This window comes from Trichlorobacter lovleyi (assembly GCF_015239775.1).
Taxonomy (GTDB): Bacteria; Desulfobacterota; Desulfuromonadia; order Geobacterales; family Pseudopelobacteraceae; genus Trichlorobacter; species Trichlorobacter lovleyi_B.
Window position 1 is genome coordinate 55,928 of sequence record NZ_CP058409.1, and the last position, 24,961, is coordinate 80,888.

29 protein-coding genes are annotated in these 24,961 nt (G+C 58.9%); 7 read left to right on the plus strand and 22 right to left on the minus strand.

The genetic code is table 11. The features are described 5' to 3' along the window. Positions 1-3: 3 nt before the first annotated feature. The 4 genes from FY034_RS00255 to FY034_RS00270 all read left to right on the plus strand — a co-directional run bounded on the left by FY034_RS00255 (position 4) and on the right by FY034_RS00270 (position 2,818). A complete protein-coding gene (locus FY034_RS00255; RefSeq protein WP_265552852.1) occupies positions 4-300 on the plus strand; it encodes a hypothetical protein in 297 nt (98 codons plus the stop codon). 217 nt (positions 301-517) lie between these two features. Beyond that, a complete protein-coding gene (locus tag FY034_RS00260) occupies positions 518-1,150 on the plus strand; it encodes a fused DSP-PTPase phosphatase/NAD kinase-like protein (protein ID WP_265552855.1) in 633 nt (210 codons plus the stop codon). 28 nt (positions 1,151-1,178) lie between these two features. Next, on the plus strand, positions 1,179-2,330 hold the full coding sequence (locus FY034_RS00265; RefSeq protein WP_265552857.1) for an MGDG synthase family glycosyltransferase: 1,152 nt from the start codon (positions 1,179-1,181) through the stop codon (positions 2,328-2,330). Continuing rightward, complete coding sequence (locus tag FY034_RS00270) at positions 2,327-2,818, plus strand: hypothetical protein (protein ID WP_265552859.1); 492 nt, start codon at positions 2,327-2,329, stop codon at positions 2,816-2,818. The genes FY034_RS00265 and FY034_RS00270 overlap by 4 nt, the downstream gene beginning before the upstream one ends. 24 nt (positions 2,819-2,842) lie before the next feature. Here FY034_RS00270 and FY034_RS00275 read toward each other — a convergent pair whose 3' ends face one another. After that, complete coding sequence (locus FY034_RS00275) at positions 2,843-3,958, minus strand: 3'-5' exoribonuclease YhaM family protein (protein ID WP_265552861.1); 1,116 nt, start codon at positions 3,956-3,958, stop codon at positions 2,843-2,845. Positions 3,959-4,143: 185 nt separating this feature from the next. Here FY034_RS00275 and FY034_RS00280 point away from each other — a divergent pair, with 185 nt between their 5' ends. Both FY034_RS00280 and FY034_RS00285 read left to right on the plus strand, forming a co-directional pair. Beyond that, entirely contained in the window at positions 4,144-4,851 is a 708-nt protein-coding gene (locus FY034_RS00280; RefSeq protein ID WP_265552863.1) for a response regulator, read from the plus strand. Beyond that, the gene (locus FY034_RS00285) at positions 4,848-6,017 is read left to right on the plus strand and encodes an ATP-binding protein (RefSeq protein ID WP_265552866.1); all 1,170 of its coding nucleotides are present in this window, start codon (positions 4,848-4,850) and stop codon (positions 6,015-6,017) included. The genes FY034_RS00280 and FY034_RS00285 overlap by 4 nt, the downstream gene beginning before the upstream one ends. Positions 6,018-6,021: 4 nt before the next feature. Here FY034_RS00285 and FY034_RS00290 read toward each other — a convergent pair whose 3' ends face one another. The 3 genes from FY034_RS00290 to FY034_RS00300 form a co-directional block, all read right to left on the minus strand. Further along, the gene (locus FY034_RS00290) at positions 6,022-6,531 is read right to left on the minus strand and encodes a hypothetical protein (protein WP_265552867.1); all 510 of its coding nucleotides are present in this window, start codon (positions 6,529-6,531) and stop codon (positions 6,022-6,024) included. 81 nt (positions 6,532-6,612) lie between these two features. Next, positions 6,613-7,968 (minus strand): MATE family efflux transporter, encoded by a 1,356-nt coding sequence (locus tag FY034_RS00295; protein WP_265552870.1) that lies wholly within the window; start codon positions 7,966-7,968, stop codon positions 6,613-6,615. Between the two features lie 178 nt (positions 7,969-8,146). After that, positions 8,147-11,050: a CHAT domain-containing protein gene (locus FY034_RS00300; protein ID WP_265552871.1), complete on the minus strand. Its 2,904-nt coding sequence runs from the start codon at positions 11,048-11,050 to the stop codon at positions 8,147-8,149. Positions 11,051-11,132: 82 nt separating this feature from the next. On the opposite strand from FY034_RS00300, the gene FY034_RS00305 reads away from it, so the two are divergent. After that, the gene (locus tag FY034_RS00305; RefSeq protein ID WP_265552873.1) at positions 11,133-11,630 is read left to right on the plus strand and encodes a hypothetical protein; all 498 of its coding nucleotides are present in this window, start codon (positions 11,133-11,135) and stop codon (positions 11,628-11,630) included. Between the two features lie 47 nt (positions 11,631-11,677). Here FY034_RS00305 and FY034_RS00310 read toward each other — a convergent pair whose 3' ends face one another. The 18 genes from FY034_RS00310 to FY034_RS00395 all read right to left on the minus strand — a co-directional run bounded on the left by FY034_RS00310 (position 11,678) and on the right by FY034_RS00395 (position 24,816). Continuing rightward, entirely contained in the window at positions 11,678-12,913 is a 1,236-nt protein-coding gene (locus FY034_RS00310; RefSeq protein ID WP_265552875.1) for an MFS transporter, read from the minus strand. Beyond that, on the minus strand, positions 12,913-13,866 hold the full coding sequence (locus FY034_RS00315; protein ID WP_265552877.1) for an HD-GYP domain-containing protein: 954 nt from the start codon (positions 13,864-13,866) through the stop codon (positions 12,913-12,915). Before FY034_RS00315 ends, FY034_RS00310 begins: the two co-directional genes overlap by 1 nt. A gap of 105 nt (positions 13,867-13,971) precedes the next feature. Then, on the minus strand, positions 13,972-14,556 hold the full coding sequence (locus FY034_RS00320; protein WP_265552879.1) for a DNA-3-methyladenine glycosylase I: 585 nt from the start codon (positions 14,554-14,556) through the stop codon (positions 13,972-13,974). Positions 14,557-14,719: 163 nt separating this feature from the next. Then, positions 14,720-15,046, minus strand: a complete 327-nt coding sequence (locus FY034_RS00325; protein WP_265552881.1) for a type II toxin-antitoxin system HicB family antitoxin — start codon at positions 15,044-15,046, stop codon at positions 14,720-14,722. Beyond that, complete coding sequence (locus FY034_RS00330) at positions 15,043-15,297, minus strand: type II toxin-antitoxin system HicA family toxin (protein WP_265552883.1); 255 nt, start codon at positions 15,295-15,297, stop codon at positions 15,043-15,045. The genes FY034_RS00325 and FY034_RS00330 overlap by 4 nt, the downstream gene beginning before the upstream one ends. A 76-nt stretch (positions 15,298-15,373) precedes the next feature. Beyond that, positions 15,374-15,682 (minus strand): hypothetical protein, encoded by a 309-nt coding sequence (locus FY034_RS00335; RefSeq protein ID WP_265552885.1) that lies wholly within the window; start codon positions 15,680-15,682, stop codon positions 15,374-15,376. 259 nt (positions 15,683-15,941) lie between these two features. Continuing rightward, on the minus strand, positions 15,942-16,808 hold the full coding sequence (gene asd / locus FY034_RS00340; RefSeq protein ID WP_265552889.1) for an archaetidylserine decarboxylase: 867 nt from the start codon (positions 16,806-16,808) through the stop codon (positions 15,942-15,944). A gap of 273 nt (positions 16,809-17,081) precedes the next feature. After that, complete coding sequence (locus FY034_RS00345; RefSeq protein WP_265552891.1) at positions 17,082-17,498, minus strand: type II toxin-antitoxin system VapC family toxin; 417 nt, start codon at positions 17,496-17,498, stop codon at positions 17,082-17,084. Next, positions 17,495-17,740, minus strand: a complete 246-nt coding sequence (locus tag FY034_RS00350) for a DUF6364 family protein (protein WP_265552892.1) — start codon at positions 17,738-17,740, stop codon at positions 17,495-17,497. Before FY034_RS00350 ends, FY034_RS00345 begins: the two co-directional genes overlap by 4 nt. Before the next feature lie 99 nt (positions 17,741-17,839). After that, positions 17,840-19,057 carry an MFS transporter gene (locus FY034_RS00355; protein WP_265552893.1) on the minus strand — a complete coding sequence of 406 codons (1,218 nt, stop codon included), beginning with the start codon at positions 19,055-19,057 and terminating at the stop codon, positions 17,840-17,842. 219 nt (positions 19,058-19,276) lie between these two features. Then, positions 19,277-20,443, minus strand: a complete 1,167-nt coding sequence (locus tag FY034_RS00360; protein WP_265552894.1) for a phosphoribosylaminoimidazolecarboxamide formyltransferase — start codon at positions 20,441-20,443, stop codon at positions 19,277-19,279. 249 nt (positions 20,444-20,692) lie between these two features. After that, complete coding sequence (locus FY034_RS00365; RefSeq protein WP_265552895.1) at positions 20,693-21,229, minus strand: DUF2127 domain-containing protein; 537 nt, start codon at positions 21,227-21,229, stop codon at positions 20,693-20,695. Positions 21,230-21,326: 97 nt separating this feature from the next. After that, positions 21,327-22,028 carry a hypothetical protein gene (locus tag FY034_RS00370; RefSeq protein ID WP_265552896.1) on the minus strand — a complete coding sequence of 234 codons (702 nt, stop codon included), beginning with the start codon at positions 22,026-22,028 and terminating at the stop codon, positions 21,327-21,329. A gap of 25 nt (positions 22,029-22,053) precedes the next feature. Continuing rightward, positions 22,054-22,377, minus strand: a complete 324-nt coding sequence (locus tag FY034_RS00375; RefSeq protein ID WP_265552897.1) for a DUF1634 domain-containing protein — start codon at positions 22,375-22,377, stop codon at positions 22,054-22,056. Next, the gene (locus FY034_RS00380) at positions 22,374-23,204 is read right to left on the minus strand and encodes a sulfite exporter TauE/SafE family protein (RefSeq protein WP_265552898.1); all 831 of its coding nucleotides are present in this window, start codon (positions 23,202-23,204) and stop codon (positions 22,374-22,376) included. The genes FY034_RS00375 and FY034_RS00380 overlap by 4 nt, the downstream gene beginning before the upstream one ends. Positions 23,205-23,365: 161 nt before the next feature. Further along, positions 23,366-24,028 (minus strand): Crp/Fnr family transcriptional regulator, encoded by a 663-nt coding sequence (locus FY034_RS00385; protein WP_265552900.1) that lies wholly within the window; start codon positions 24,026-24,028, stop codon positions 23,366-23,368. Positions 24,029-24,060: 32 nt separating this feature from the next. Continuing rightward, complete coding sequence (locus tag FY034_RS00390; protein WP_265552902.1) at positions 24,061-24,498, minus strand: DUF4242 domain-containing protein; 438 nt, start codon at positions 24,496-24,498, stop codon at positions 24,061-24,063. A gap of 21 nt (positions 24,499-24,519) precedes the next feature. Next, positions 24,520-24,816 carry a DUF4242 domain-containing protein gene (locus FY034_RS00395; protein WP_265552904.1) on the minus strand — a complete coding sequence of 99 codons (297 nt, stop codon included), beginning with the start codon at positions 24,814-24,816 and terminating at the stop codon, positions 24,520-24,522. Positions 24,817-24,961 lie beyond the last annotated feature (145 nt).

Sequence of the window (24,961 nt, forward strand, 5' to 3'; positions counted from 1 at the left end):
CGGATGCAGCTCGGGAGCTTTAAGGCCGCGGCAACCAGCGGCGGTTTCTGGTCGGCCTGGCTGCTGTTGACGGCAGCCCTGCTGATACCGGCCCCCACGGCCAGTTTCTGCCTGGCCTTTCTGGCGGTCAGCGCTGCGGTGTTCCCGCTGGCATTCGGCTCACGAAAACAGCGTCTTGGAGCCGTTGCGGCGCTGGTGCTCAGTATCCTGCTGGTCTTTGCACTGCTTGACAAGGCCAGAAACGATCCCTATTTCAAGAAGCACCGCACAGCCAGTCTACCTGCCCGGTTTCTCCCCTAGCGCCACAGCCCGGATGATCTTCCGTTGAGCGCAGCACGTACATCTACTGCAGCAGCTCTGGACATCCAGTGTATCTCACATGCTGCCCCGCCGCAGTCATTCATCAAACCGGATCAGAATACAGTTGTGCGATATCGCTATATTGCACCATTTGCCACGCTATTGGCATGCTATCTGTAATCACAGCCAGGAGTCTCATTCAAACGAGGGCCACACCATGCTGCTGCCAACCTGCCGTTTCCTGATCGTTGTTTCCTGCTGCCTGACCATCCTGACCGCGATTGCCTGGGCAGATGCCCCGGCATCGTCCCCCAACAGAGCGGATGCCGGCCAGGGATTGATTGTCCGCTCCTCTGAGCACCTCTACAACCTGCCCGGCCTGGGCAATGCAGGCAGGGTCGCCCCCGGTATCTATCGCGGTGAACAGCCCGGGCCGGAGGGCTATGCAACCCTGAAACGTCTGGGGATAAAGACCGTGATTGATCTGCGCACCAGCGAGAGCGAACAGGCCCAGGTGGAGGCAGCCGGGATGAAGGCGATCGCCGTGCCGATCGAGATGACCCGCAAGGGGCTGAGGGAAAAGGTTGACCAGGTCGTGGCCCTGATGGCCGATCCGGCCAATCAGCCGGTCTACGTGCACTGCCGGCATGGTCAGGACCGTACCGGTATTGTGGTGGCGGCCTATCGGCTATCACAGCAGGGCTGGAGTCTCAAGGATGCCGAGGCAGAGATGCAGGCCTTTGGCTTTAATGATGTCTGGGTCAACTTCAAGAAGTTCATCCGTCGTTACCAGGTGCAGGATGCAAAGGCGCTGAAGGCCCGGACAGCACAGCCGTCAGTGGCCCGTTAGTCCGGCCCTCGCGTCCAAGGAGCCCACTATGACCAGCCAGTCTTCAAACAGGAAAAAGCTCGCCGTATTCAGTGTCTCTGCCGGTGCCGGTCATCTGCGGGCAGCACAGGCCCTGGTTGCTGCTGCCGGGTGCTGGTATCCCGAGGTCGAGGCGGTGCATATTGACCTGATGGAGCTGGTGCCGCAGCTTTTCAAAAAGGTCTATGCCGACTCCTACCTGAAGGTGGTTGAAAGCCATCCGGCGCTCTGGGGTTACCTGTACGACAAGAGCGATCATGAAAAACCGGATTCAGGCCTGAACCGGCTACGGCGTGCCATTGAACGGCTGAATACCGCCAAGCTGGGTAGCCTGCTGCAGGAGCTGCAGCCGGATCATATTATCTGCACCCATTTTCTCCCTGCCGAACTGCTGTCCCGCAAGATTCGCCATGGCAAACTCGGTGCCCCGGTCTGGGTACAGGTAACGGACTTTGATCTGCATGCACTCTGGATTCAACAGCAGATGAGCGGCTATTTTGCCGCCCATGAAGAGGTGGCCTGGCGGATGGCCGAGCGGGGGATTCCTGCAGCAACGACCCATGTCACCGGCATTCCGATCATGCCGGCCTTTGACCGGCAGTATGACCGGGCAAGCTGTGCCGCCGAGTTTGGCCTTGATCCGAACCGCACCACGCTGCTGATGATGTCCGGCGGCATGGGGGTGGGCGGCATAGAGCAGTTGGCTGAACGGCTGCTGATGCTTCAAGGCGACTTCCAGGTTGTGGCCCTGGCTGGGCGCAATGAAAAGCTGCTGGCCGGTTTACAGTCGCTTGCCGCCCGCTTTCCCGGCCGGCTGGTCCCGCTTGGCTTTACCACGGTTATTGAGCGGGTCATGGCGGCCAGTGACCTGGCCATTACCAAGCCGGGCGGCCTGACCACCTCGGAATGCCTGGCCGTGGGTCTGCCGATGATTGTGGTCTCTCCCATCCCGGGGCAGGAAGAGCGCAATGCCGATTTTCTGCTGGAAAACGGTGCTGCCCTCAAGGCCTGTGATGCCGGAGCCCTGGCCTGGCGGGTACAGCACCTGCTGGATAATCCCGACCGGCTTGCCCAGCTGCGCAAAAACGCCCTGGCCTGCGGCAGGCCTGATGCCGCCCGCAGGGTACTGGCCACGGTGCTGGGTGAAAAGCCACCGTCATGAGCAGGGAGAATCGTTGCTTTCATCCGCTGCTGCTGCTCTGTGGTGTTGTGGTGATCGGTTTTTTCTTCGGCATGACCGAGATCCAGATTGAAGGAGCTAACGGCTGGGCCTGCGCCCTGCCGACCTGGCGGATTGAGTCACACCCGCTGCTGGACATCTTCTGGGGCGGTCGCCCCATGACCGGCTACCACGCCTGGGTCTTTTCCTTCATGCTGCTGCTGTTCCACTTTCCCCTGCTGCTGTTCTGGCGTTTCAGCTGGCGGCTGGAGGCCCGCTGCATGGGCAGCCTGATGCTGTTCTGGATTATTGAGGACTTTGTCTGGTTTGTGATGAACCCCTGTTACGGCATCAGCCGCTTTGAACCGCGCTTCATCCCCTGGCACAAACACTGGCTGCTGGGGATGCCCACTGATTACCTGACCTTTGGTCTGGCTGGGCTGCTGCTGATCGGCTGGTCGTTCCAAAAGAAAACCTCTGCCCACCGGTAACAGGCCTGATTTGCTCAGGCGCCATTAATTCCCGAACAGGTCCAGATTTTTCAGGTTCGCAAAGGGCTGGTTGCCGAAACTCTCTTTGGCCGGTTTCGCTTTATCCTTTTCAGCAGCTGCAGGCGCTTGCGGTGCCGCCTCTGCCAGCGGTTCAGACAGGGCAACCATCTCCTGCTCCTGCTCATCTTCCATGCCGTTGCCGGTAAAGAAGTAGAGGTTATAGAGCCGGTGGTGGCTGGTCCAGCGGTTGCCCTGGGCGGTTTCTCTGGCAATGTGGGAACGGATGCCGTTGATCTTGGAATCCATGTCGTCCAGGTAGTGCAGGATTGTGGCCTCTACGGTCTTGGGGCGTTTGGGCGAGCCGTATTCATACTGGCCGTGGTGTGACAGCAGCAGGTGCTTCAACAGCATGCCCAGCTCCCGCGGGAAGCCGGGGACGGTGGCGATCCGTTCGGTCAGCATCTCCACGCCGATGCTGATATGCCCGATCAGGCGCCCTTCGTCGGTATATTCAAAGGCGCGGTCATAGGACAGTTCGGTCACCTTGCCCAGGTCATGCAGCAGGGCCCCCACCACCAGCAGGTCACGGTTCAGATCAGGGTAGAGCGGCACGATCGCATCCACCAGCCGCACCACCGACAGGGAGTGTTCCAGCAGCCCGCCGATATAGACATGGTGCATCCCCTTGGCTGCCGGGGCCTTGCAGTAGCCGGCCATGAACTCTGCATCGCCGCAGAAGCCTTCCATCAGGGCCTTCAGATAGGGGTTGGACAGCGATGCCACCACCTGTGCCAGCTCGGCCCGCATCTCTGCCTGGGGCACCGGAGAGACCGGTACAAAGTCAGCCAGATCAACCCCGTCCTCCTCCAACCGTCTGATCTCCTTGGCCACCAGTTGCATCTTGCCCATGTAGAGCGAGGCAGTGCCGCGGATCCTGACGAAATCGCCCTTCTGAAAGGCCTTGTCCAGCTCGTCCACATTATCCCACAGCTTGCCGTCGATCTCGCCGCTTTTGTCCATGAACTTCAGGTTCATATACGGCTTGCCGTTCTTTGCCATGGCCATGGTCTTTTCCTTGACCATGAACGGGGAGTCAACGGCATCTCTATCTTTCAGTTCTGCAATAAACTGTTTGGACATGGGATTCCTTCCTGATGGTGCGAAGCAAGTAAGCCTACCAGAAAGGAAGTAGCTGGAAACAACAGATTTTGCAACACCCTAGAGGGACCGGCAGCAGATTTCCAACGGGATGGTACAAAACTTTACACACGTAACCGTGCAGAACGATTATACTGACAGCAGTTTGCGATAAGGCGGGTGTCTGGATGGAAAACAAAATTCTGGTAATAGATGATGACCGCGAACTGTGCGGCCTGCTGGAGGAATACCTGGTGGCCGAGGGGTTTGCGGTGGAGTCGGTGCATACCGGGCCACAGGGGGCGGAACAGGGGGCACGTGGCAACTATGCCCTGATTGTGCTGGATGTGATGCTGCCCGGCCTGAACGGTTTTGACGTGCTGCGGCGGATCCGGGCCGAATCCTCGGTGCCGGTGGTGATGCTGACCGCCCGCGGGGAAGAGGTGGACCGGATTGTGGGGCTTGAGATGGGGGCTGACGACTATCTGCCCAAGCCGTTCAACCCGCGGGAGCTGGTGGCCCGCATCAGGGCGATCCAGCGGCGTCAGTCCACTGCCCAGAAGGACGGTGCCGCAGCCGAGGCGGTGCTGGTGGTGGGGGATCTGGTGCTGGATCCGGGCCGGAGGACCGTGCTGCAGGGTGAGCGCTCCGTGGTGCTGACATCGATTGAATTTTCGGTGCTGGAGCTGCTGCTGGCGCAGGCCGGACGGGTCATCAGCCGGGATGATATCTGCAGCCAGGCCCTGGGGCGCCAACTCAATTCATTTGACCGCAGCATTGACGTACATGTCAGCAGCCTGCGCCGCAAGCTGGGACCGGCCGGGGACGGCACTGAACGGATCAAGAGCGTGCGGGGGATCGGCTATATCTACCTGCGTCCGGCCGGATCTCCATGAGAACCCTGTTTTTCAAGCTGTTCGTTGCCTTTCTGCTGGCCATGAGTATCTCCGGTGCCGTCTTCTTTTCGCTGGCCTTCTGGGCCAGAAGTCAGCAGCAGGAACATCATCCGGCATTGAGCGCCGATCAGCTCAGGCATGAGCTGAAGCCGCTGCTGCAGCCGTTGCCGCCCAAACATGGGCCGGATGGCATGGGGCCACCGCCGCCCCTGGCAGGGCATCCGCCACCGCCGCCGTTTTTTATGGTGCTGGGTTTTCAGGTGGGGATCTTCCTGGTGGTGGGGGGCTGTATCTGCTATCTGCTGGCCTGGCGGATCACCGCGCCGGTCCGGCGTCTGCGGCAGGCCGTGCAGCAACTGGCTGATGGTAACCTGCAGGCGCGGACCGGGATAGCAACCGGCCGCCGTGGCGATGAGATTACCGACCTGGGCAGCGATTTTGACCGGATGGCAGAGCGGATTGAGGCACTGGTGCTGTCCCAGAGGCAGCTGGTGCGGGACATCTCCCACGAGCTGCGTTCTCCCCTGGCCCGCCTGCAGGTGGCACTGGGGCTGGCCCGCCGCAATGCTCCGCCTCAGACAGAGCAGGCCCTGGACCGGATTGAACGGGAAGGTGAGCGGCTGAATGAACTGATCGGTGAGTTGCTGACCCTGAGCCTGCTGGAAAACGGTGCCTCGTTTAGCGCCAGCGAGCCGGTTGAGATGCAGGCCCTGCTGGCTGAGATCGTGGAGGATGCCAGTTTCGAAGCGGCAGAATCAAGCCGCCGGGTCCAGTTGACAGCAGTACCGGCCCTGGTGGCTGGAAACCGTGAGCTGCTGCGCCGGGCGCTGGAGAATGTGGTTCGTAATGCGCTGCATTACACCGCTGAAGAAAGCTGTGTGCAGGTGGCGTCCGGCCTGGAAAACAGTACCCTGGTGATCAGGGTACTGGACCAGGGGCCGGGTGTGCCGGATGAGATGCTTTCGGCCATTTTCCAGCCGTTTTACCGGGTGGCTGAGGCCCGCGACCGGCTCAGCGGCGGCACCGGGATCGGGCTGGCCATTACCGCCCGGGCCGTGGCACTGCACGGGGGGAGCGTCAAGGCCGTCAACCGGCCGGAAGCGGGGCTTGAGGTGGAGATCAGGCTGCCGGTCATGCCGTTGGAAAAGAAGGCGGCTCCGTGTTAGTGCGCTATTTGGTAATGCAGCTATAGAACTCGGGTTCACCAATCACAATCCGCCTGGCCGTGTCATGGTTGATCCGCAGCTCGCTCTGCACAAAGATTTTCTTACTGCCGCCGGTTTCAAAATCCACGTCAACGGTCTCACCCGGTGCAACCGTCACTGATTTCAGCAGTTCTCCATTACGGTCATTATTTTTGAAGGAAAACTCCATGGGGGCCTTAATCCCGTCGTCAATGTAGATTTTAGCGCGGAATTTGGCAAAAGAACCGGTTGCCTTCATGGTGCCGCCAAAATAGGCCATGCTCTGCGGTTTGGGGTTGGTGACGCCCCAGCGATAGCCGTGCAGAATGGTTTTGTCGCTGGTTACGGCGCTGCCGTAGTAGTCCTGGTAGAGCTTGCCCGATTTGATTGGCAGTGTGCGGGTCTTGGTGCAGCCGCCCTCCTCGGCAACAGCGCTGACAACACCCATCAGCAGGCAGCAGGCGAGCATCACAACTGTTTGCAGCAGCTTTTTCATGTCTTCTTCCCCCTTGGTGCAAGACTGGCTACGCCTCAAGTCTACCAAAGGAAACGGATTTGGCAACGGCAGCAGCTCCGGTCAGGCTGCCGGTCTGTGCACGAGCTGTATCTCTCGCCAGCGGCCCGTTCTGAAACGCAGCACCCAGACCACCGCCGTACAGAACACAAAGCCTGTTGCCAGGGTCCATTCAGCCACCAGGCCGGGAATAGAGCGGTCAATCAGCCAGAGCAGGGTCACAAAGAGGCCTGAGGCGATGGCAAAGGTGCGGGCGATCCAGCGGGTCTCCCCTGCCGAGGCCAGTACACAGCCGAACATGACATTGGCCGCATCAAAGACGCAGTAGACGGCCACAAACTTCATCAGCAGCACACCGGTAGCGATAATTCCGGCAGATTCGGGGCTGGTGCCGGCAAAGATCGAGAAGAGCGGCCCGGCTGCCGTGGCAAACAACGTTGCCATCAGCAGCATCCAGATCTCACAGACCGCCAGTGATTGCCAGGCGATCGCCGGCACCTCATCATCCCGGCCTGCCCCGCGGGCGTGCCCCACCAGGATGCCGGCCGCCTGTCCCAGCCCCAGGGCCGGAAAGAAGGCGATGCCGTTAATCCGGAAGGCGATGCTTGATGCCGCCAGTTCGACCGTGCCAAGCCGTCCCACCACCACCAGAAACAGGGTCCAGGCAGCCAGCTCACCGCTGATCCGCAGTCCCATCGGCGCAGCCAGCGATAAAAAGCGCCGGAACTCTACCCGGTTAAGGCAGCGGGCAGCCTGATTGCCGAAACCGCCTGCCCGCGCAAACAGCAAGGCATACAGCAGGGCCGCCACCAACTGCGCGGTTACGGTTGCCAGGGCGGCGCCGGCGATTCCCATCCGGGGCAGTCCCCATTCACCCAACACCAGTCCCCAGGCCAGCAGGGCGTTGACGATCAGGGAGCTGAAGGTTACGGCAGTCACCAGTGCCGGGCGGCCGATCCCTGAGAGCCAACCTGCCAGGGAGCTGCCGAAGACCGGAAAGAATGAACCGGCCATGCAGATCCAGAAATAGGTCTGCTCATCCCGGGCCACCTGCGGTGCATGACCGGCCAGCAGGAACAGCTGCGCCAGCGGCCAGGCAACCAGCAGGGCTGCCAGACCGGCAGCCAGGGCGGTGTAGATGCCAAGCCAGGCGGATGCGATGACCCCCTGCCGGTTACCGAGTCCGTGGTTGTGGGCCACAAAGGTGCCGGCATACCCGGCAGTGCCGAACAGGAAGCCCTGGAACAGGATCACCGCCATGCTTGAGGGGCCGATTGCGGCAAGTGCCTGGCTGGAATCGTAGGACAGCACGATGGTGTCAATGATCTGCATTATCGTGATGGCTGAGGTGGACAGGATCATCGGGCCTGCCAGCTTCAGCAGGCGGGGAATGTGGTTCAAGCGGTTGTCTTGTTTCATGGTCTGATTTCTAGCCTGTCCTCTGTGTGCTGTCGAAGCCTTTTGGTACGGCGCAACAGCTAAAACCACCATCCCGCAATCCCCCCGTATCAGAGGGGCAGCCTTTAAGCCTCCCCTGACAAGGGGAGGTTGGAGGGGTTTGGTGCGAAACAATAGCTGTTCAAATGTTGCGGGTTCATTAGTCCGGGCTGCCCACCAGCTGAAAGGCGCCCCAGTAGAAGGGGTGGGGATAGTTCTTCAGCATGGTCCGCTGGGCCTGACGCAGGGCTGTTGCCTTGGGGCTGCCGGCAGCCATCAGGCGGTAGAATTCGGTCATCAGCTCGGTTGTCTCGCTGCTCGGCACCGACCAGAGGCTTAGGACCACGGTTCTGGCCCCGGCCAGGATAAAGGCCCGTTTCAGCCCGAAGACCCCTTCACCGGCCGTGATATCCCCCACCCCGGTTTCGCAGGCAGAGAGCGTTACCAGATCGGTACCCAGCAGGCGCATCCCCAGGATCTTTTCAGCGGTCACCAGCCCGTCATCCCGGCCCCGGGCCAGTGCGCCGTTCACACCGGCCAGCACAATCCCGGAGCGTAACATCGGGTTAAGCAGCGTGGCATGTGGCGCGGCAGTGACAGTGGGCAGCGCTACCGCCTTAAGCCCCCGTGTGGCGCTGCCGGCCCCGGTTGCCGCGTCCTGCAGAAAAAAACCATGGGTTGCCAGATGCAGCAAGCCGGGTTGAGGCCGTGCAAACAGGGCCGATTCAAGGGCCTGGGCGCCGGTCAGATTCTGTACCTGAAACTGGCCGCCGCGTTTGAGCAATCCGGCAATGGCATCAGCCTCAACCCTGGTGTCAGGCAGTCTGGTGAACTGGAGCGACCTTAAGGCATCAACAACAACCGCCTGGCCATCGTCTGCACCGGCCAGCTTCAGGTCGTAATCAGGATCAGCCAGTATCAGGGCCTCGCCGTGGGGGGTGCCACGCTGTCCGAAGCGGACCATGTCGCGTCCTGAGGCAACGTAACTGATCGCATACTGTTCCAGCAGATAGGGCTGCCCCTTGCCGCGCAGGACCTCGAACGGCAGCAGGTGCAGGCCGGCGTCCGGGCTGATGATCAGGGTGGAGATCCCCTCCAGGTGCGGCAGCAACGGTGCCACGAGCCTGCTGTGCAGCTCTGCGGCAACGGCGGCAAGCCGTGCCGGGTCTGTCTTGCCGCCACCGGCCTGTGCGGCAATCTGGCGCCGGTACTCCGTAATGGCCCGGTTAATGGTATCTGATGGCCCCAGATCCAGCATCTGTACCGTTGCACCCGGTCTGCTGCTGACGATGAAGGCAAGGTAGCGCAGCCCCCGTACCTCCAGCGGCTGGAAATGCCAGTCCTCAACCAGCGCAAAGTCGATATAGGCGCTGCCCTGCGGCAGCAGCCGGCGCAGCTCGGCACTGCCAAAGCGCTGCGCTGAACCGGCCCTGGCATAGACTGCGCTGCGTTTGGTCAGATCGGCCTCCAGCTGCTCTTTGCGATACTCAAGCAGCTCGATTCTGGCGGCATGGCTCTGGGCTGACTGGGGAGCAGGCTGCACCAGCTGCAGGCCTGCCAGCTGTCTGCGGAGGCTGCTCAGCTCCTCAAACTGTTGCTTCAGGGCAGGGTCGTTGGTCGTGTAGAGCGCATCCAGGTAGCGCCCCTGGGATTCCATCACGATCCCCTTCCAGCGCAACCAGACATCCAGGGCCGTGGCTGCAGCGCCGGGGTTCTGCGCCAGCACCTGCCGGGTATGGGCCAGATGCAGCCTGACAAACGCCATTTCCTCCTGCAGATACTGCAGCTTCTGCTGCTCGGTCAGCAGTTGGAACAGATCGTCCCGTTTCCGTTCCTTGATCCTGAGCGCCTCGGTTTGCAGCCGGTGGGCCTCAAGGTGTTTGCCCTGCAGCCGCAGGGCATCGGCCAGGTTGGTCATCCGTGTGGCAACTTCAGGATGATGCGTACCGGTTGGCCCTGCTATGCTGTCCGTCAGAATATCATGCAACAGTTGTTCGGCAGCGGCATAGCGCTCCTGCATCAGGTAGTTGACCGCCAGGTTGTTGCGCTGCATCAGGGTGGTGGGATGGCTGCCTCCCAGGCTGTGTGCACTGATGCTGATCGCCTCTTTCTGCAGTTTTTCAGCCTGTGCGTAGGCCTCTTTCCGTTGCAGCAGCAGTGCCAGGTTATCCAGATACACCGCCAGCTCAGGGTGGCGGTTCCCGTACACGTTGCGGGCAGAGGCCACGGCCTGCTGCAGCAGCCCCTCTGCCTCCTGCGGTCTGCCGTTGTCGCGGTAGATCATCCCCAGATTGTTCAGTTCACGGATCAGCCGCGGATCATCAGGCTTCAGGATCTGACGTTTGATCTCCAGTGCCGCTGCGGTCAGCTCCGTCGCCTCCCGGGTGCGCCGCATCTTGAGGTACAGCCCGGCCAGACTGGACATCCGGTCCGCCAGAAACAGGCTCTGCCGGTCCATTGAGAGATGCATCCTGAGGGAGAGCGCGTCAGGCTGGGCAGCCTTCAGCGCCCACTCATACTCAGCCTTGAGCAGCGGCTCTGCCTCGGCGTAACGCCCCTGGTTCTGATAGAGCACGGCCAGGTTGCCATAGACGGAGATCAGCGCCTCATCATCCTTTGGCTCCACTGTTTTCAGGGTCTCAACCGCCTCACGATACAGCTGTTCCGATTCAGTGTAGCGGCCGGTTTCGCGGTAGAGCCCGGCCAGGTTTTGCAGGGCTGCGGCATAATCAGCCGGGGCCTCCTGGCGATGTGCGCGGACTATCTGCAGTGCCTGTACAAAATATCGCTCCGATTCATCAAATCTGCCCATCTTGCGCAGGATTGCGGCGATGGTATCAAGGCTCATGGCCGTATCACGGTGCTCTGTCCCAAAGAGCCTCCGGGCGTTTGCCAGCACCTGGCGTGCCTGCTTCAATGCCTCTTCATAACGTCCGGCAGCCAGCAGTTTCTGGGCATAGCGGCGCTCCATGAGCAGGTCGCTGGCCTCTTCATAACTGGCAGCCAGGGCAGGGACCGGACCGGTTAACAGGGCCACTATCAGTAACAGAAGCAGGGATCGCATTGATTTTGCCCTCTGGCTTTTCATTTGTGCAGGATATGGTACAGTGCGTACCATCTGACAACCCCTTTGTGGAGGTAGTACTATGAAACGGTTGACCTGCTGGTTAACAACGGTTGTGACTGCGCTGCTGGTCCTGCTGCCGGTGCTGGTGTCCGCTGACCAGGCCGCCGATGATATTACGAATGCCCGCCGTTCCAGGATGCTCCGGCGTGGTCTTCCCGATGCAACCGCCCCCGTGGTCCGGCCGCCAGTACCTGCTCCGGCAGCAGCAACGCCCCAGAACGTCTCTGATGATGCCACCTTTGGCTATACCAAAGAAAACCCGATCAAGATGGGTGGCGCTGACCTGTCGGAAGGGATTGCCGGTTCAAAGTACTACCTGCGTTCTCTGCGGGACAAGCACAACAAGCCGTTTGCGGTCAGCCGGATCAGCAATGTCGGACCGGGAGAAGATGGGCATATTGTTGACCTCTACCAGCTGATCGATTCAGAGGGCACCAGCTACAAACTGTACGTTGATGTGTATCATCCCGAAATTCACCCCAAAGAGGCCAAAACACCGCAGGGGATGACCAGATAACACGTTTCTCCTGATGCTCCTGACGCCGGTGTGCGCGTTTTGACGCACTACTCACCGGCAGGGTAGTTGCGGGCAAACAGGAACAGCAGGCTGGTCAGCAGCAACCCTCCCACCGGCACACTGAAGGCAGCCCGGAAACCTTCCGGGCTGTAACCGCCGCAGCGGGCAATGATCACTCCCATCCCCTGCTGGGTGGTGGCCGCCCCCATCAGCACAAAGAAATTCAGCGAGGTCAGGCCGGTCCCCACCATACTGACCGGCACCATGGCCCGGATGATCGGATAGATCATCACCCCGCTGGAGACCGTCAGGCCGATCCCCAGAAAATAGAGCACCAGCCCCCAGTGGGGTAGAAGCGGCAGCCAGCCCATGAAGCCGGTCATCAGTCCGGTCAGGCAGAGTTGCCCGGCCAGCAGGGTCCGGCTGTAGGAGTGAAACAGGCTGCGGGCTATCCGGTCCATCAACGGCGAACCGATGATAAAGCCGACTGAGGTCCACATCAGCATCTGGCCCGCTCCTTCACGCGGCAGGCCGATCAGGTGCATCAGAAACGGGCCGCCCCACAACCCCTGTACCGCCAGGTAGTTGCCGTACCAGCAGAAGGCGATGGCCGCCAGCAGCCAGAAGGAACGGTTGCGGGCGATGGTTCCCCAGGCTGCCAGTATGCCCGGCGGCTTCAGCTGTTCAGGCGCTACCGTTTCAAGGGGACGTGCCGGCCGGTCCTGCACCTTCAGGAAGATCAGTACGGTTACCACACCCTGCAGCAGGGCGATCAGCAGAAACGAAGAACGCCATCCCATCAGACCGACCGCCATGGCCAGCGGGGCGGTCCCTGCCAGATTACCCAGGTTGCCGACGGCGATCATCAGGCCGGTGATCCGGGCAAACTCCTGGCGGGTATACCAATGGCTGAAGATGGTGAAGCTGGCCATCAGCACCGATGCCGTGCCGATGCCGATCAGCACCCGGCCTGCCATGGCGGCGGTCAGTGATCCGGCCTGGGAAAACAACAGGCCGCCAAGGGTGGTTAAAAGGCCGCAGCCGGAGATCACCAGCCGGGGACCGACCCGGTCGATCAGCGGTCCCAGCGGGATCTGGGCCACGGCATAGACGTAGAACAGCACTCCGGCCAGGGTGCCCAGCTGTTGCGGGGTCAGGGCCAGGTCACGGCTGACATCGGCCGACACCACAGCCAGTGAGACACGGTAGAAGTAGACCAGGATGTAGATCAGCGCCAGGGTGAAGAACAGGCGCCAGCGCAGGTTGTTAAAGGAGTGCGGCATCAGGAACCTTCGGAAAGGATCACGTCCTTGAATTTTTCCAGCAGGCGGGGGCTGAAGACATCCTTGCCGACCCCTTCCATCAGGGTGATCGCCTCGGACCGGCCCATCGCCTTTTTGTAGGGACGGTTTGAGGTCAGGGCGCTGAACACGTCGCAGATCGCCGTAACCTGGGCGGTACGGGGGATCTCGTCACCGGCCAGCTGGAAGGGGTAGCCTTCGCCGTTGATCCGCTCGTGATGGTAGCGGACTGCCGCCAGGCTGATCTCGCTGAAGCCTCCCAGCTCCCGCAGGCATTCGTAGCCGCGTTCCGCATGCTTCTTGATCAGGTTGTACTCGAAATTGGTCAGGATATCGGTCTTTTCCAGGATGGCGCTGGGGACAAAGATCATCCCCACATCATGCAGAATCCCGCCAACCCCCACATCCTCCAGTTCATCGGCTGTCAGGCCGAACACCTCGGCATGCACCAGCAACGAAAGGGAGGCAACATGCACACTGTGGGCGAAGGTATAGAAATCGTGGTTAACAACCGCGTGCAGGGCCTCCAGCGGATTCGGGTTGCTGGCGATATACTGCATCAACTGGCGGACCAGATTGCGGCAGCGGTCCAGGTTTGAGAGCTTGTCCGGCATCTCGAAGACATCCATGACGTAGTTCATGGCAACCTGGGAAAGCAGCTGACCCTTGACCGGCCCGGAGATCGTCTCTGAGGCAAGAATCTCCGTGATGCTCTCCTCAAGGAAATCGCAGACCTCCCTGATACTGCCGGCGTTTATGTAGAGATGTTCCACCTGATTGTTGTGCAGCCGCTGCAGGTCAGCCCTGGTGATTGGCCGGTCGGCCGGTTTGTACAACACCAGGTTGGTGCCGCTCTGCATGTACAGGGCGACCTGCGGGAATTTGTCAGGATTGATACAGGCGGTATGGACCGGGCGATACTTTTCATCAAACATGGTAGCTGCTCCAAAGTGCCTTGGCATGCCTTGTCTGCGTTGACCCAGGGCTTTGACTGCGGAGCATTCTACATGAAATCAGGCCGCCGGGCTGCAGATTTTTGGTTACTGTTGCTGCAGCTCCTGCCACCTGAAACAGTCAGTCGTGTGATCATTCACCATCCCCACTGCCTGCATATGGGCATAGCAGATCGTACTGCCCACAAAGCGGAAACCGCGCTGTTTCAGGTCACGGCTCAGGCTATCGGAAACCGCTGTGCTGGCAGGCACCTCCTTGATGCTGCGCCAGCTGTTCTGAATCGGCCTGCCATCCACAAAACGCCACATATAGGCATCAAAGGAACCAAACTGCTCCTGCACCTGCAAAAAGGCGCGGGCATTGCTGATGGCTGATGCCACCTTCAGACGGTTGCGGACAATACCGGGGTTTGCCAGCAGCTCGGCCTGCTTCTGCTCATCAAAGCGGGCCACCACAGCCGGATCAAAGTTCTCAAAGGCAGCACGGTAGGACTCGCGCTTGCGCAGGATCGTAATCCAGGACAACCCGGCCTGGGCCCCCTCCAGGATCAGGAACTCGAACAGCAGCCGGTCATCGTGCACCGGCACACCCCATTCCTGGTCGTGGTAGTCGCAATAAAGCGGGTCAGCGCCTGTCCAGGCGCAGCGGGTTGGTTGGCTGTTGGTGGTCATGGGAACCTCATGGGGGAACAGTTTAACAGGTTGCCGCTGAGCCGCGAGCGGTGTTGCTTGGCTAACCTGCCAACGGACGACCGAGAGACAGGTGAAATGCAGCGCACAGTACGCCGGCCCGAGTTGGTTGAGCCGTTAGGGATTGGATAGATTGAATGGCTGATTATGAAGCACGTGCCAGAACGTCAGACGCCCACTGGTTTATGCTTACGCCATGAGCCTGCGCCATCATGGCTGCCCGAGCGTGGACTTCGGGTGGTACACGCAGCATAAGCTTGCCGGAGTACGGTTTTTGTGGTGTTCTTCCAAGTCTTTCACAGGTGGCAAGATAGTCGTCAACCGCCTCTTCAAACGCTGCTCTCAGTTCTTTCACGGTTTCCGCATGGAAGCCGATAACATCTTTGATGCCGGCAATATGCCCGATAAAACATGCATCTTCGTCGCTATATTCAATTTTTGCAGCATACCCCTTGAATGTCATTGTACTCATGGTTTTACTCCTACGTTCTCCAGGAACGCCCTTGCATCTTTAACTTGGTATGGTTTGGCCTCTTTTGCTGGGTGCGGGCGATGAAAAGTACCAATTATGCCGTTTAGCTCAAACCTGACCCTTGAACCGTTGCCTTCAATTGTTTGTGCACCGAGTGCAACGAACAATGATTCAATTTTTCTCCACTCCAAAGTTGCTGGAACAGGAAGTGAAAAAATAGCAAGCAGTGTGGTGCGGTGAGATTTATTCATGAATTAAGGTTACCAAAGTGTCTATAGTAGTGCAATCAAATATTGATAGCATTATTTTGGTTAGGCACCACTTTTGTCATTCTGATGTCAAATAGGCCTTATCTCGAAGCTTTCGAGATGAATCGTAATAAAACACATATCGCATGAGGAAGAAGCTATAACTTTCGCCTGTTATTGCATCATGATGTTTTGCTGAATCTTCCTTGTTCAGGGTTTCAGAGAACTTCGGTTCACCGACCCAGCCTCGGATAATGGTTTGGCTGTCGCCAACTTGCGCCACTTCAAATGCCTTCATGGCCCGATCATGTTTGCTCGGAACGGCTAAAAACCATATAGCGAGTCCCGATAGCAATGAGATGATGAGGTAAATAAGTAATTTTTTCATGTTTGCCTAACGGGGTGACCGGTTCACCCGCTTCGCCCGGTCGGTTTTCCGGGCGGGGCGGCGTGCAACCGGCTGGTTGGGGACTCCTGTTATTTCAGTAAATTCTCACAATTGTCAAATGTGTACGGTTTGACACCTATATCTTCTTTCAAGGTCACTGTTTCAGGGCGACAAGTATTTTCATGTGATGCCGGAAACCAGCCGAAAAAAATATTTCGCCAACCTCTGAACTATGTGGAGATCCTTTCCCGGCAGAAGCTTATTGCACTGCTTGCCCCATGAACTCGCCCATACGGACTTGACGAGCGTACGACCATGCTGGGTTAAAAGTTAGGGTGCTTTTGGGGAATAATATAACTACCGTCGATCCGAGGAGGAAGCGTCCCATTTCTTCACCTTTTTTGAGACAGATCGCTGTATCGGCTTCGTAGTTCCATTCACGAACACGTCCGGGGCGCGGTGGGTTGATAATGCCGTGCCAAAAGGTTGCCATGCTACCGACGATGGTCGCGCCGACGAGGGTCAGTGCAAAACGGCCGAATTCAGAGTCGAAGATGCATACCACGCGCTCGTTTCGTGCAAACAAGCCGGGCACTTTGCTGACTGTTATCGGGTTGACCGAGAAATGGGTGCCAGGGATATAGACCATGCGTATTAGGCGTCCGTCGCAAGGCATATGGACGCGGTGGTAGTCGCCCGGGCTGAGGTAGAGTGTAGCGTAGCTGCCATTTTCGAACTCAGCTGCCAAGTCCCTGTCACCACCGACCAACGCGGCAATCGAATATTTGTGGCCTTTAGTCTGTAAAATTTGGTCGCATTCGATTTGGCCGAAATTGCTGATCGCGCCATCCACAGGACAAACGAAATCAGTATTGGCCAACGGACGTGCACCGGACTTTAACGGCCGGGTGAAAAACTCTTGAAAGGTTTTATACCTAGCGATATCGGTGGTCGCCGCCTCAGTCATATTGACGCTGTAACGGTCCACGTACCAGCGGATCACGAGTGTCGTTAGGCTACCGGCTTTAATAGAAGCCAAGCTGCCAGCCAGTACAGTGAGCGCCAGTTTGGGGATCAAATAATTAGGTAAGCTGACAAATCTATTCAACAATACATTCAGGTTCAAAATATTCATCCTTTCGTTTACACTTAATGCCTTTGTTAAGGCAATGAGCTGGCATTGCAGGGTAATTGTTGAAATTTAACGGTTCCTTAAGAACAAACAACCCTCTGATGCCACGGAAGCGTTTCCATCCATATTTCGTATCAATTCATACTGGCATCTCTAGGTTCGGCCAGCTCAGCATTCTTCACCGTTTCAATCAGTCTCAGCATAACTCGTTATTGACCGGTTCACGCGCGCGTGCGCGTGAACCGGTCATCCTCCCAAATGGAACATTTATCCCGCTGCTGCAAAATACCCTTCTGCCGTGACCACACGGATGCTGCTCTTACGGTAATGCCGGACGTTACGGGTGATCAGCCCGGAGCAGCGTGCGCTGAGTGCGCAAAAATACTGCAGTGCATCTTCAAAGTCGGTAAACCCGGCATGCAGGGCCTGCTCAACAATAGCATCATCCACCGCAACCACACTGACCAACTGCTTGAAGGTGCGCAGCACCTGTTGAGCCTGCGGGCCAGAGTGCTGCTTTCTCAGCAGATAGAACAGATTGGCAAAGGTAAGTGAAGAAACACATAAGGTCAGGTTGCCTGCCTCAGCCTCTGAAAAAAGCCGCGCAGCAGCGCCATAAAACGGTTCACGCAGCGCAAGCAGATCAAGCACAACATCCGTATCAACAAACAGACACGGCTTCACCGGTATTTATCCGCCAGATAATCGGTATAGTCTTGCTTGAAATTTTTGACTTTGGCAGCATCAAGTACGCCGGAAAGCTGGGCCACCAGTGGCGTTACCGGCCTGGTCTGCTCTTTGGGAGTTGAAACCTGCCGCAGGTAGCCTTCAATTAGCTTTGAAAGGCTCTGGTGCTGCGATTGGGCAAAGCGCTTGGCCTGTTCAATTACCTCATGATCAAGGCTTAAGGTAAGTTTTGTGTTCATGGCATCCCCTTGCAATACGTATAGTCAAAATGATTATACGCAAACATCAGGATAAAGCAAGTACGCTATGCAGATTGAAACCGCCTCGTCCGCTGCCTATCACCGTTTTCCCAACGTATCAACCTGCGCCAGTTGCGGAAACAGCCGTATCCAGAGCCCTACCACCAGCAAGGTACCGATTCCGCCGATCAGCACCGATGGCACGGTGCCGAAAAGAGCAGCCGTGGCGCCGGATTCAAACTCGCCAAGTTGATTAGAGGTGCCGATGAAAAGCGAATTGACCGCGCTGACCCGGCCTCGCATCTCATCCGGGGTTTCAATCTGTACCAGTGATGACCGGATCACCACACTGATCACATCCGCTGCACCCAACACCACCAGCGCGGCCATTGAAAGAAAAAATGACCTCGACAGGGCGAACACGATGGTGGCAACCCCGAAAACCGCAACAGCCCCAAACATGATTCGCCCCACCCGGCGTTTAAGCGGCCTGCGGGCCAGCCAGAGCGACATGCCCAACGCTCCGGCAGCCGGTGCAGAGCGCAGTAGCCCCAGTCCCCAGGGGCCGGTGATCAGGATGTCGCGGGCATAGATTGGCAAAAGCGCAGTGGCACCGCCCAGCAGCACCGCGAACAGGTCAAGGGAGATGGCACCCAGCACCACCGGGTGCTGTTTGATAAAGGAGATACCGGCAAACAGCGAGCGGTCAGCGGTTGCCTCGGTGGTGAGGGTGTCTGACGGCCGGATGCAGGAGATCAGGATGCAGGCAGCCAGAAACAGCACACTGATGGTGCTGTAGACCGTGGTCACGCCAGCAGCGTACAACAGCCCGCCAATGGCCGGGCCCACAATGGTGGCGGTCTGGTTGGCCGAGGCAGACAGAGCCAGGGCGCGGGGCAGATGTTCGCGTGGAACCAGACGCGGAACCAGGGCGTGCATGGTGGGGTACTCAAAGGCCCGCGCACTGCCGATCACACACATGACCGCCAGCAGGGCCTCCTTGCCAAGCCAGTGGTAAGAGCCGCCAAGCACCAGCACCGCCGCTGCCAGGGCCTCGACAAACTGGCAGGTACGGGCGATGGTGCGGCGATCATAGCGGTCAGCCGCATGACCTGCCACCAGGGTCAGCAGGACCATTGGCAGAAACTGGGCCAGCCCCACCAGCCCCAGGTACCAGGCACTGCTGGTCAGGGCATACATCTGCCAGCCCACGGCCACCCCCAGCATCTGAAAGGCGATGGAGGAACCCATCCGGCCGAACAGAAACAGGACCAGTGGCTGAGCCAGCGGACTTTTGGTAATGTGAGCAGGCGTCATAACAGGTTGGGATTGAAGCGGGGCAGGCCGTTATGACCTGCCCGCTTACCTAGGTTGAGAAAAACGTCAAGAGGAAGGCCGGCTACAAGGCGCACGTGGTTGTTTCGCATCAAACCCCTCCCGGCCTCCCCTTTTCAGGGGAGGAGCAATCAGAGAGACAAAAAGCATCCCCCCTGCCAAGGGGGGATTGAGGGGGGTCGGCTTGAGCTATCAGCAAGCTTAGTGCAGGAACAGCCGCAGCCCGGTGTGATACATGGTCATGCCGTACTGCTGGGCTGCCACGGTCACCTCTTCATCCCGCAGTGAGCTGCCGGCATGGGCCACAAACTGGACATTGCTGCGGTTGGCCCGGTCAATGTTGTCACGGAACGGGATATAGGCATCGGATGAGAGGCAGATGCCCTGGAAGCGCTGCACCCACTCCAGCCGCTCCTGGCTGCTGACCGGCTCAGGCGCCCGGGTCAGGCCGGACAGCATCTGGGCCCGCTCCGGCTCGGAAAGCTGATCCCAGAGCAGGTACTGGTCAACGATGTTGGCCTTTTCTGGCTTCTTGAGCCCATCCTTGAATGCCAGCCCCAGCACCTTGGGATGCTGCTGCAGCAGCCATTTTTCCGCCTTGTCGCAGGCCAGGCGGGTGCAGTGCACGCGGGACTGCTGGCCAGCCCCCATGCCGATCACCTGGCCTTCCAAGGCCAGGCAGACCGAGTTGGACTGGGTGTATTTGAGGGCAATGGTGGCCACGATCAGGGTCTCCAATACCGCAGGGCTCAGTTCCTTACTGGTGGTGACCGCATGCTGGAACAGCGCCTCGGTGATCTTGGCGGTGTTGCGCTGCTGGCGCAGACCAAAGCCGAACAGCTCACGGTACTCGATCCCCTCAGCCTCATAGTCGGGATCGATCTGGAAGATCAGGTAGCCGCCACCCTTTTTGGCCTTCAGGATCTCCAGCGCCTCAGGCTCAAAGCCGGGTGCAATGATCAGGTCTGAGACCTCCGACTTGAGCACCTTGGCCAGGGAGACATCCACTACATCGCTGACAGCAGCCACATCGCCAAAGGAGCACATCCGGTCGCCGCCCCTGGCACGGATATAGGCGTTGGCAACCGGTGACAGCTCACCCACGGTCAGAAACTGCGAGGCGCAGTACTCCGCGGACAGCGGACCGGACACGGCCGCCCCTGCCGGGCTGGTATGCTTGAACGAGGCTGCACCCGGCTTGCCGGTGGCGGCCTTCAGCTCGCGGGCAAGCTGCCAGGCGCCCAGGGCATCCAGGATATTGATGTAGCTGGGGGTACCATTCAGGACCTTGAAACCGGCCTGTTCCGGAACTTCCAGGCTGGCAGGTACTTGATGGGGGTTACAACCGTACTTGAGGGAAACAGTCATGGTTCATCCTTTCAATCGGGGTTCTGATCTGTCCGTTTAAGCATGCTCTCGTGCTCTCTGCAACAGCAAATTACAGCGCCCCCTTTGCCGTGCCGCTATCGGCGGGAGCGGTTCGCTACCGTTGCTCTTGCCGCTCTTCAAATCAGGCCCCCGTCAACCTGACTACAGTGCCGCCTGTTTCTGCGCGATCAGATAGGCATGCCGCCTATCCGGGAACTGGTCCAGCTCCAGGTGCAGCAGGGTTCATCCTCAGTCTGACGGCTGTAAAGCTGCCGCCCGTCTGGTATCCCGCCTGTTAAGCGCATAGAGCAAATAGGACACCACGCCAATGTTGCCGGCAAGCAGGATGACTTTCGGCCAGCTTGGACTACGGGCGACCTCATAGAGTTCAACAGGGATATACATCCCGCCGGTCAGAACACCAAACCACTCCGCCCATTTTTTCCCGAACCAGAGTCCTGCAGCTTCAAAGAAGCGTACACCTGAGTACATCAGGGCTGCAACAGCCAGTGCCCACAGTTCACTGTCGGTAACACGTTCCGTTGCATCCAGGAAAATTCGCGGATAGTGCTTTGCCGGATTGAAATGCAGGTGTTCGACAAGCCGGACAGCCGTGGTGTGTATGTCTTTGTGGATAAACGAAAGCAGTCCGCAGCCTGCCAGAATGACGAGCATGCCTTTGGCCCCCTCAAAAAGGGCGACTGCCCGCAGCCCCTTTGTGACGGACGGTTTGGCACTCGTACTTTGGTGAGTGCGTGCATGCTGTTTTCTCTTGCGTGCGCTCATGGTTGACTCAGCTTCAAGACAGGGGTGGCAACCGTTTGGTTGGTGCGGCTTTCTTCAGCCAGGTCATCCGGCTGATACGGCCCTGTCGCCGGTGTCACTACTCGGCATCAACAACCTTTCCGTCCACAAAGATCACCTTCAGGCCACTGTAGACAAAGACCTGCTTTGCCCCCAGCAGGACCTGTTTCTCGGGAGGCCCGAAGATTGCGGTCACTTGCTCCGGGGTCTGGCCCAGCCGGACCGTGCGGGTTGCCGTGGCTGCCTTGCGTGGTTTTGCTGCGGGACGCGTTTCTTCCTCCGTATCAAACCAGTCGCTGATGTCGTCAAGCAGCTGGTCGGTGGTCAGCGCTGCCAGTCCGTTGTCATACTGGAAACGGACAGAGGCCTGCAGCGCCTGTGGTCCCCTCATGCCGGGCACAACATAGGTGGCAACCGTGTACAGATCAAGCTGCAGATAGGTGTCGCCGGTGCTGACCCCGTACAGATAGAGCCGCTCGCCCGGTTTCAGCCGGTTGCCATGGCCATCGCCAAGGGGCAGATCACCGCCGCCAGCCATGACCAACTGGCGGTTTTTCACCAGGTTTGGCTTGAACAGGTTGCTGGGCCGGTTTACCCCCAACCCCTCCCGGCGTGGTATCAGCACGTTGCCAATGGCCTTGAAATTGCCGAAAAATCCGGGAATGGTGATCCGGTAGTTTGAGGTTACCGCCGAGGACAGTTCGTCAGGAGTGGCTGCGGAGGCCAGAGAAGCCGCCAACAGCAGCAGCAGGATGGTGAGGCAGCGGATCTGCGTGTGCATCGGGTTGTCCTTTCTGTGTACTGCGTTAAGCATGGGCCTGTCCCAGCAGGATACCGGCGGCCAGGGCGCAGATCACCACCAGGCAGAAGCAGGCAAAGCGCCAATCCTTTTGCCGCACAAAGATCAGCCCTGCGGTAATCACCCGCATGATCGGCGTGGCCAGCAGTGCCAGCAGACCGGCGGTAATCAGGCGGGTGGCAACGGCCTCCCTGCCCAGCAGCATGGTGGCGATACCGGCGGCAATCAGCGCCGCGGCAATCAGCGAACCGATCCGCAGCAGACGGGCCAGGGTGATCTCAATCGGCTCGTGGGGTGAGGGAGTCTGCAGCTCTGGGTCATGGGTCGTCATTTCAGCCCCCGGTAGATCATTTCAAAGGCGGTGTAGATGATGATCGGAATAAACAGCTTGCGGATGGTGGAGGTCTTGAGCCTGACCATCAGCTTGGCCCCCAGCACCGCCCCCAGCAGCACCCCCAACACCACCGGTCCGGTGATCATCGGCTTGACATCGCCACGGGCAAAGTAGACCACGGCCCCGGAGGCGGCAGTGACGCCGATCATGAAGTTTGAGGTGGCGGTGGAGGCCTTGAACGGTATCCGCATGATCTGGTCCATGGCCGGAACCTTGAAGATACCGGCCCCGATCCCCAGCAGGCCTGCTGCGATGCCGGAAAAATACATGATGATCAGCCCCGGCAGGGTGCCGGTCACCTGGTAGTCGATCCTTTTGCCCAGCTGGCGGTCGGTATAGGAACCTTGCAGCTGCAGCTTTTGTGAGAGCCGGTCCGGCAGCACCCCTTCCGGCAGCTCGTTCTTGCGGCTCTTGAACATGTTGTAGCCGGAATAGGCCAGCAGCAGCCCGAACAGGATGTACAGGAAACGCTGGTCAAGGTAACCGGCAATCAGTGCGCCGCTCAGCGCACCGGTGGCGGTCCCCATCTCCAGCCAGATCGCAACCCTGGTGTTGGTCAGGCGGTCCTGCAGAAAGGCCACTGCCGCGCCGGTGGAGGTGGCAATGATCGAGACCGTTGAGGCGGCAACCGCTGTCCGCATCGGCACCCCGAACAGCAGCGTCAGGACCGGCACAATGATGATGCCGCCCCCCAGCCCCAGCATGGAACCGAATACCCCGGCGGTAATCGCGATCAGAAAAATTTCAAGCGTCTGTACAAGCATGCAGCTCCTCTGTCCCAGCTTGGCTGATGATCGTTCTCCTTGGCAGGTACTCTTTCAGATACTCCTGAAACAGCTCCTGATCAATGATTTTGGCACGCACACGGTACGATGCCAGAGAAAGTATCCCGTGGATGACCTTGCAAACTGCCGGTTTTGAACGGTTAACAGTCGGCTGTGAGCTCGGTTATCAGCGCAGCAAGCTCCTTGGCATTGACAATGGTGATCTCTTTGCGACGGGTCTTCACCAGCCCTTTCAGCACCAGATCCCCCATCAGGCGGGCAATGACCTCCCGGGTGGTGCCAAGGTGGTAGGCCAGTTCCTGCTGCGTCATGCGCAGTATGCCATCCGCTGAAGCGCGCAGCAGCAGCAGGTTGGCCAGACGCTGTTCAAGGGTGCAGAAATGGACCTGTTCCAGCTCGCCCATCAGCCTGAAGACCAGGGATGACAGGGCATGCACGGTCAGGTTCTGTATCGAGGGTTCGGATTCAAACAGTTGGCGGAAGGTGGGGCCGGGCAGGATGGCAACCGAGGTTTCGGTTTCGGTGGCAACCCAGGCCGGGTAGAGCAGGTCATTGAAGAGGCAGTTGAGGGCAAGGACGCAGGTCTCGCCGGGGTCGATGCAGTACAGCGTGGCTTCTGCGCCGGAAGGAGAGATTGAAAAGACCCTCAGTCTCCCCTTGGTGACAATATAGGCGCCCGAGATCTGCGCCCCCCGGTAGAGCAATTCTGTTGCTGGTGGAAACGCCTTATGGATAAGCCCCTGATCAAGCAGACACCTGCCTTTGGATGAAATGTTCTGAAAAACCGGTAGGTTGTTGTGCATGTCCAGGGGCTCCTTTAACAGCCTGCAGACGGTTAGGCAGCATGCTTCCTGAAAAACGTATCCCCTGCTGCAGCGGCCTTGACCTCGGTGATCTCGTCAAACGGCAGACCGGCCCGTGCATGGGCCCGTTTGACCGCAGCGGCATCCGGTGCCAGGGTAAGACAGAAGGCCCGGCCTTCACCGTATCCAACATGCAGCGTTACCGGGATGACCCCTTCATCATAACAGGCCTTCTCGTATTTCCGGTAAAACGCCTCAAGATCTTCCCGCGACAGCTTCTCGGGAAAGGTGCCGCGGGCCCGGTCATGGGTATCCATAAAATAACGCATTTGCCGTGGAAATGTACCATTTTGTTTGGTCATAACCAGCTTGTCAGCAAAGGCAAGTGAGCGTACCAACTGGCTGCCTGCCACAAGCGCCACGCCTGCAGACAGGGAGCCTTTCAGAAAACGTCTTCTGGGGATGTTCATAGGGCCTCCGTTGTGCGCCGCCTAGCGCCTGAAAAAGGTATCGCCCGGTGTTGCCATGTTGACTTCCGTAATGGAATCAAAGGGCAGACCGACTTTGTCGTGGGCGCGCTTGACCGCTTCGGCATCCGGGGCCATGTTAAGGCAGAAGGCCCGGCCTTCACCGTACCCGACATGCAGACGGACCGGTATAACCCCCTCTGCATAACAGGCCGCTTCATACTTGGCAAAAAAGCCTTCAAAATCCTGGGGGGTGAGTTTCTGCGGGAAGGTGTTGCGGGTCTTGTCGTGGGTGTCCATAAAAAAGCGCATCGGTTTCATAGCAAGCCTCCTCAGAGTGTGGTAGCTGCTTCTGCAGCCTGCCCACACTTTAAGGAGTGCCTGCCGGGACTGTCTGTAGCAAAAGTTACACATCCATACGATGCTGCGCCGAGCTGGCACGATCTGCCCCCTTGCAACCGGATGC

Coding starts and splice junctions, on each gene's coding strand:
- FY034_RS00270 (WP_265552859.1), top strand. CDS start 2,327: ATGAGCAGGGAGAATCGTTGCTTTCATCCGCTGCTGCTGCTCTGTGGT.
- FY034_RS00355 (WP_265552893.1), bottom strand. CDS start 19,057: ATGACGCCTGCTCACATTACCAAAAGTCCGCTGGCTCAGCCACTGGTC.
- FY034_RS00370 (WP_265552896.1), bottom strand. CDS start 22,028: ATGCACACGCAGATCCGCTGCCTCACCATCCTGCTGCTGCTGTTGGCG.
- FY034_RS00375 (WP_265552897.1), bottom strand. CDS start 22,377: ATGACGACCCATGACCCAGAGCTGCAGACTCCCTCACCCCACGAGCCG.
- FY034_RS00320 (WP_265552879.1), bottom strand. CDS start 14,556: ATGACCACCAACAGCCAACCAACCCGCTGCGCCTGGACAGGCGCTGAC.
- FY034_RS00300 (WP_265552871.1), bottom strand. CDS start 11,050: ATGCGATCCCTGCTTCTGTTACTGATAGTGGCCCTGTTAACCGGTCCG.
- FY034_RS00335 (WP_265552885.1), bottom strand. CDS start 15,682: ATGAAAAAATTACTTATTTACCTCATCATCTCATTGCTATCGGGACTC.
- FY034_RS00275 (WP_265552861.1), bottom strand. CDS start 3,958: ATGTCCAAACAGTTTATTGCAGAACTGAAAGATAGAGATGCCGTTGAC.
- FY034_RS00295 (WP_265552870.1), bottom strand. CDS start 7,968: ATGAAACAAGACAACCGCTTGAACCACATTCCCCGCCTGCTGAAGCTG.
- FY034_RS00280 (WP_265552863.1), top strand. CDS start 4,144: ATGGAAAACAAAATTCTGGTAATAGATGATGACCGCGAACTGTGCGGC.
- FY034_RS00305 (WP_265552873.1), top strand. CDS start 11,133: ATGAAACGGTTGACCTGCTGGTTAACAACGGTTGTGACTGCGCTGCTG.
- FY034_RS00290 (WP_265552867.1), bottom strand. CDS start 6,531: ATGAAAAAGCTGCTGCAAACAGTTGTGATGCTCGCCTGCTGCCTGCTG.
- FY034_RS00350 (WP_265552892.1), bottom strand. CDS start 17,740: ATGAACACAAAACTTACCTTAAGCCTTGATCATGAGGTAATTGAACAG.
- FY034_RS00360 (WP_265552894.1), bottom strand. CDS start 20,443: ATGACTGTTTCCCTCAAGTACGGTTGTAACCCCCATCAAGTACCTGCC.
- FY034_RS00380 (WP_265552898.1), bottom strand. CDS start 23,204: ATGCTTGTACAGACGCTTGAAATTTTTCTGATCGCGATTACCGCCGGG.
- FY034_RS00390 (WP_265552902.1), bottom strand. CDS start 24,498: ATGAACATCCCCAGAAGACGTTTTCTGAAAGGCTCCCTGTCTGCAGGC.
- FY034_RS00285 (WP_265552866.1), top strand. CDS start 4,848: ATGAGAACCCTGTTTTTCAAGCTGTTCGTTGCCTTTCTGCTGGCCATG.
- FY034_RS00265 (WP_265552857.1), top strand. CDS start 1,179: ATGACCAGCCAGTCTTCAAACAGGAAAAAGCTCGCCGTATTCAGTGTC.
- FY034_RS00395 (WP_265552904.1), bottom strand. CDS start 24,816: ATGAAACCGATGCGCTTTTTTATGGACACCCACGACAAGACCCGCAAC.
- FY034_RS00385 (WP_265552900.1), bottom strand. CDS start 24,028: ATGCACAACAACCTACCGGTTTTTCAGAACATTTCATCCAAAGGCAGG.
- FY034_RS00325 (WP_265552881.1), bottom strand. CDS start 15,046: ATGAGTACAATGACATTCAAGGGGTATGCTGCAAAAATTGAATATAGC.
- FY034_RS00330 (WP_265552883.1), bottom strand. CDS start 15,297: ATGAATAAATCTCACCGCACCACACTGCTTGCTATTTTTTCACTTCCT.
- FY034_RS00315 (WP_265552877.1), bottom strand. CDS start 13,866: ATGTTTGATGAAAAGTATCGCCCGGTCCATACCGCCTGTATCAATCCT.
- FY034_RS00365 (WP_265552895.1), bottom strand. CDS start 21,229: ATGAGCGCACGCAAGAGAAAACAGCATGCACGCACTCACCAAAGTACG.
- FY034_RS00255 (WP_265552852.1), top strand. CDS start 4: ATGCAGCTCGGGAGCTTTAAGGCCGCGGCAACCAGCGGCGGTTTCTGG.
- FY034_RS00260 (WP_265552855.1), top strand. CDS start 518: ATGCTGCTGCCAACCTGCCGTTTCCTGATCGTTGTTTCCTGCTGCCTG.
- FY034_RS00310 (WP_265552875.1), bottom strand. CDS start 12,913: ATGCCGCACTCCTTTAACAACCTGCGCTGGCGCCTGTTCTTCACCCTG.